The sequence below is a fragment of the Gaetbulibacter sp. NE genome (genome assembly GCF_025548475.1).
Lineage (GTDB): Bacteria > Bacteroidota > Bacteroidia > Flavobacteriales > Flavobacteriaceae > Gaetbulibacter_B > Gaetbulibacter_B jejuensis.
Genome location: NZ_JAOQHY010000017.1, coordinates 41,146 through 47,359, shown reverse-complemented (window position 1 = coordinate 47,359; position 6,214 = coordinate 41,146). Strand labels below are relative to the sequence as shown.

The window sequence follows — 6,214 nt, the reverse complement described above, 5'->3', positions numbered from 1 at the left end:
TAAAATCTGAATTTACTTGGAGTAATGACAATTGGATTGAAAAAGCATCGAAAGAATATATTAAGAAAAAAAACTAAAGCCAACAACGGCTATAATCCATTGCTTATGAGAGCCTACTTACGAAAATCCTCGAGGATTTTCTATTCGGTTTTTATTTGCTAAATTACTAACTAAAACACGACACAAATCATACACAAAACGGCTTAGTACATTATGAAACAACTCATACTAATCATTTTAATACAATTCTCATTTATTTGCTTCGGTCAAGAATCAATTGAAAACAATGGTGAAATGTGTCGATTGTTGAATGAAATGATTAATAATGATCAATTATATAGAAGTGGAGAAATCTTAGGTGGTTCTTTTGGTACTGAAAATAATAGTTCAAAAAAAGAAATTGATTCGGTTTGGTCTCTACAAATTGAAATTGATAACAGAAACACAGAAAAACTAATTGAACTGACCAAAAAATACGGATGGATATCTGATGAACGAATTGACTGTCCAAAACTTAACATTTGGCTTATATTTAGACATTCTCAAAAAAAATATTTTCCAGAGATTTTGGAACTAATTACAAAGGAACATGAAGCTAAAAGACTGAATGATTTTCATTACAGACTTATAAAAAATCATTTGGAAGGAAGACCAAAAATGTAATTTGCTATTAATAAATGTGACAAAACAACGTGTATAGTTCATTGCATTTTTACAACACACAAACACTCAACTATGAAAAAAATACTACTACTAATTGCAACTGTTATATTATTTAACTGTACTAATGACGATTCTGACTCAATAGACACCAACAATAGTATTGAAATGGTTTCTGAATTTAACAAGTGGTATCATAGAGGCGAATATGAATATTTTAATGGTGCAACAGCAACAATTGAATCTACCAAAATATATTTAACCTATTTTTTTGATGGAGATACGCTTATTAACAACGTTGAGTACAAAAAGATGTATACAAATCAGTTAGATTCCATTTTTCATTTGCCTGCCTCTGCTAGTGCTTATCAATTTATATCTACAAGTACAAGTTTAAATTATAGATGCGCAATGCGTCAAGATGCAAGTATGGTGTACTTTGTTAATAAAAATCAAAATAACGAAGAGTTATATGCTGATTTCAATATAACCATTGGAGATGTTTTAAACTATAAATGGAGCTCAAATAATGAAGTGGTTACCGAAATTGATTCAATACCTATAGGAGATAGCTATTTAAAAAAATATAAACTAAGTAATAATCAATATTTTTATGAAGCTATAGGTGGATCATATGGGCTGTTTAAAGACTGGAGTATTGGTTTTGAAGGAGGGCATTATTTAAACTGTTTTAGGCATAGCAATGATAAAATAAGTATTGATGAGAGTTTAAGTCCTACAAACAACTACTGTCCTGAATATTAATTTTTTACTCATAAAAAGTTAAAAAAGCTGCTATATAATGATAAGGCATCGAAAAATAAGAGGTGGTAATCGCATTTTAAAGTCTATTGAAGAATGGAAAAACTACAATATAGAGTTAGACTTGGATTATCTTAAATCTAGTAAACGAAATTACTGTAAAATATGGGTAAGTCCTTTTACCAACATCTCTATTACAGGTTCCAATATACCTTCACCTAAACACAAACACAGACAAGAAATTATAAAAGGTTTATTGGATATTTATAACCATTGGGAACAGCAGCTAAACACATTAAACAAGCCTTACTATTTGGCAATTTGGTTGTTTGAACCTCGATTAAAAAAGTCTCAAGTTGTTTGTGCTATTGATGAAATGGTAAATTTTTATGACATCACATTTTATAAACCAAAAGACCAGCACAATTTTCCGTCTCAAAATTACGGTAAACTTCAAGAAGAATTAAACACTTTTAATTGGGCTTATGCGTTGGATGAAGATCATTTTTTTCAGTCTGATATCGATTTAGAAGAAGATAGTTATGCTAACAAGCAAGACTATATTGGCATGCAAAAATGGTATAATAGAAAACTAAAACAGGGTTTGCGAACCGACACTTCTTCAAAAGACACCTTTTATGCTATAAAAATGGGTACTACTTGGATTGGTACTAAAAATTAAATAATAGATCCTATAATGGTACAATAAAAAGTACCTTCTGAAAAGTATAATGCTAATACAAATCCCAAATTATCTAATTTATAATCTATCCCATTAAAAAGAGTAACCCAATAACAATCTAAATCTATCTTGAATAATTAGGAGCTTCTTTAGTAATAGTGACATCATGCGGATGACTTTCGTTGATTCCGCTAGCTGTGATTTTTACAAACTGTCCAGTTTCTTTAAGTGTTTCAATATCTTTGGCACCACAATAACCCATTCCAGCACGTAATCCGCCAATAAACTGATGGATACTTTCTACCAATTCGCCTTTGTATGGCACACGACCTACAATACCTTCAGGTACTAGCTTCTTGATGTCATCTTCTACATCTTGGAAATAACGGTCTTTGCTACCTTGTTTCATGGCTTCAACCGATCCCATTCCACGATACGATTTAAATTTTCTTCCTTCGTAAATAATGGTTTCACCCGGAGATTCTTTAGTTCCTGCTAAAAGCGATCCTAACATTACACTATCAGCTCCTGCTGCAATGGCTTTAGGGATATCGCCTGTGTAACGAATACCACCATCAGCAATTACTGGTACTCCACTACCCTTTATTGCTGCAGCAACTTCTAATACTGCTGAAAATTGAGGAAAACCTACACCTGCAACTACACGTGTTGTACATATTGACCCTGGACCAATACCTACTTTTACAGCATCAGCTCCTGCCTCTACTAAGTATTTTGCAGCTGCTGCAGTAGCTATATTACCTACTACTACATCCAATTCAGGGTATTTAGTTTTTACTTCTTTAAGCACTGAAACCACACCTTTGGTATGCCCATGAGCTGTATCAATAATAACAGCATCAACACCTGCACTTACTAGAGCAGATACTCTATCTAGAGCATCTCCTGTAACACCAACAGCAGCAGCAACACGTAATCTTCCGTATTTATCTTTATTTGCAATAGGTTTTTGGGTAAGTTTAGTAATATCTCTAAATGTTATTAACCCAATAAGTTTATAGTTATCGTCAACTACAGGTAATTTTTCAATTTTATTGTCTTGTAAAATAACTTCAGCATCCATTAAAGATGTGCCTTCACCAGCAGTTACTAAGTTTTCAGAAGTCATTACTTCAACAATGGCTCTGTCATTGTCTTTTTCAAATCTTAAATCACGATTGGTAACAATTCCTTTTAATGTTCCGTTTTCATCAACAATAGGAATTCCACCTATACTGTGCTCTGCCATATTTTGCTTAGCATCAATTACTTTGGCAGTAAGCGGTAAAGTTACAGGGTCTATAATCATACCACTTTCGGCACGTTTTACACGTCTTACCTTTATAGCCTGCTCCTCAATGGTCATGTTTTTATGCAATACACCAATACCTCCTTCTCTAGCAATGGCAATAGCCATTCTACTTTCGGTAACGGTATCCATAGCTGCAGAAACTATAGGAACGTTAAGTGTAATGTTGCGCGTGAATTTCGTTTGGATGTTAACCTCTCTTGGTAATACTTCGGAATAGGCTGGGACTAAAAGTACGTCGTCATAAGTTAATCCTTCTCCTAGTATCTTATTTTGATGTGCTGTCATGTTGCAATTAAAATTAATTGCGCGTAAAGGTACGATTTATATATGAAATTACACTTAAATTTTAATATTAAAAGTATTATTGCTGATATAATTTACGAGCTATTTCATAAGCTAACTCTAGAAGAGTATTCAATTGAAATTTATTTTTAATTATTCTAAATAAAATTTGATAAACTAAAAATGAGTAGTAATTTTGCAGGCTGAAAACCAAATTATACTTAATCAGTCTAAATAAATGAAAACTAAGTTATTATTACTTTTATTAATAGTTACAAGCAGTTTAACTGCACAAAATGCTATTGATAGTACAAAAATTAACCTAGATTCTATTCAAAGTCTAGAAGAAATTTTAATTAAAACTAATGTTATTTTTGGGAATAAATATTTAGCTAAAAACCGTACAGGTTCTGCTTATTATATTTCCCCATCTGAATTAAAAAAACTGGGTTATACAGATATTAACCGTGTTTTAAAAACCGTTCCTGGTGTTACTATTGTAGAAGAAGATGGTTTTGGACTACGTCCAAATATTAGTTTAAGAGGAACTTCTGCAGAACGCAGTGCAAAAATTAGTTTAATGGAAGACGGAGTACTAATAGCTCCTGCTCCTTACAGCGCATCAGCTGCTTATTACTTTCCTTCTGTAGGACGTATGGAAGCTGTTGAAATTTTAAAAGGTAGTAGTCAAGTACAATATGGTCCATTTACAACTGGTGGTGCTATAAACATGGTCTCTACACAAATACCTGATAGTTTTTCTGGGCGAATAAAAGCTTCTTATGGTAGTTTTAATAGTGGTCAAGTATATGCAACTGTAGGAGATAGCCATGAAAACTTTGGGTACAATATTGAGTATTTAAATTTTAATTCTGATGGTTTTAAAAACTTATTAAACGACCTTAACACAGGATTCGATAAAAACGATGTTGTTGCAAAATTCCGACTAAACACTGACAAAGAAGTAAAGATTCAACAAAGCTTTGAAACTAAATTTCAGTTTGCTGATGAAGTATCAAATGAAACCTATTTAGGGTTAACAGATGCTGATTTTAATAATAATCCTTTTGATAGATACGCAAGTTCACAAGAAGATAAAATGACTAATGAGCATATTCAATTGTTATTAACTCACAATATTGAATTTTCTAAAAAATTTGCTATAACCACCAATGGGTATTTTAATAGATTTGAAAGAAACTGGTATAAATTAAACGATATTACCGCTAATGGTGATAATGTAAGTATTGCTAACATTGTATCTAGCCCTGAATTATATCCTACACATTTTAATTATATGACAGGTTTAGAAAATGCACCAGAAGATGCATTAACAGTCAAAGCTAACAATCGTAAATATATTTCAAAAGGTGTACAAACTAAATTAGATTATCATTTTTATGGAGAAAACACTTTTCATGATATTGAGTTAGGATTAAGATACCACTACGATGAAGAAGATCGTTTTCAATGGAAAGACTACTATAACATTGTAGACAACACTATGCAATTAACTACTAAAGGTATACCAGGAACAGATGCAAACAGAATTAGTAGTGCTAAAGCTTTTGCCTCTTACGTTATGTATAAATTTAAGTATAAAAACTTAACATTAACACCTGGTTTGCGTTATGAAAACATTGTACTTAAGCGTGAAAACTATGGTACAAACGACGTAAACAGAACAGGAAGTGATTTATCGATAAGAGAAAATAAGGTAGATATTTTTATTCCTGGGATTGGTTTTAACTATAAATTCAACAATAACTATTCTATTTTTGGTGGTGTACATAAAGGGTTTTCACCTCCTGGAAATGAAGACGGACAAAAACCTGAAGAAAGTATCAACTATGAGTTAGGAACCAGATTTAACTATAATGGTATACAAGGAGAAGTTGTTGCGTTTTACAACGATTACAGTAACTTATTAGGAAGTGATCTTGCTGCAAGTGGTGGCACTGGAAGTTTAGATGTATTTAATGCTGGAGAAGTGGCTGTAAAAGGTATTGAAGTGCTGCTAAACTATGATGTTTTAAAAAGCAATACAGCCTTTGATTTACCAATTACTATAGGTTACACTTTTACAGATACTGAATTTTTAAATAGCTTTGGTAGTGATGATGGTATTTGGGGAACAGTTACTGAAGGCGACGAAATACCTTACATAGCAAAACACCAATTAAATACAAGTGTTGGTTTAGAACATAAGAAATACTCAATTAACTTAAACGGTAGATATAATGGAGAGTTTAGAACAGTTTCTGGTAGCGGATTTATACCTGAAAACCAAAAGGTTGACTCTGCTATTGTTTTAGATCTTGCTGGTCGCTATAATATTACTTCTAAGTTAAGTACAACATTAAACATTATTAACCTGTTAGATAACGAGTATGCAGTATCAAGAGTACCTGCAGGATTAAGACCTGGTCATCCTTTTGGAGTGTATGCTGGTTTAGAATTTCAGTTTTAATCTAGACAAAACAATAAATAAAGAAAAGAGTTTGTAAATAATACAA

Annotated in this window: 5 protein-coding genes; 4 read left to right on the top strand and 1 reads right to left on the bottom strand. The window is 32.1% G+C overall.

Translation table 11 applies throughout. From position 1 onward, the window contains the following. The first annotated feature begins 213 nt into the window (after positions 1-213). The 3 genes from OD803_RS14285 to OD803_RS14275 all read left to right on the top strand — a co-directional run bounded on the left by OD803_RS14285 (position 214) and on the right by OD803_RS14275 (position 2,104). Complete coding sequence (locus OD803_RS14285; RefSeq protein ID WP_262734023.1) at positions 214-663, top strand: hypothetical protein; 450 nt, start codon at positions 214-216, stop codon at positions 661-663. A gap of 72 nt (positions 664-735) precedes the next feature. Next, positions 736-1,425, top strand: coding sequence for a hypothetical protein (locus OD803_RS14280; RefSeq protein WP_262734022.1), 690 nt, complete (start codon positions 736-738; stop codon positions 1,423-1,425). A 37-nt stretch (positions 1,426-1,462) separates the two neighbouring features. Then, positions 1,463-2,104, top strand: coding sequence for a hypothetical protein (locus OD803_RS14275; protein ID WP_262734021.1), 642 nt, complete (start codon positions 1,463-1,465; stop codon positions 2,102-2,104). Between the two features lie 124 nt (positions 2,105-2,228). Here OD803_RS14275 and guaB read toward each other — a convergent pair whose 3' ends face one another. Beyond that, the gene (gene guaB, locus OD803_RS14270) at positions 2,229-3,701 is read right to left on the bottom strand and encodes an IMP dehydrogenase (RefSeq protein ID WP_134201329.1); all 1,473 of its coding nucleotides are present in this window, start codon (positions 3,699-3,701) and stop codon (positions 2,229-2,231) included. A gap of 235 nt (positions 3,702-3,936) precedes the next feature. On the opposite strand from guaB, the gene OD803_RS14265 reads away from it, so the two are divergent. Beyond that, the gene (locus OD803_RS14265) at positions 3,937-6,168 is read left to right on the top strand and encodes a TonB-dependent receptor family protein (RefSeq protein ID WP_262734019.1); all 2,232 of its coding nucleotides are present in this window, start codon (positions 3,937-3,939) and stop codon (positions 6,166-6,168) included. Positions 6,169-6,214: the final 46 nt, after the last annotated feature.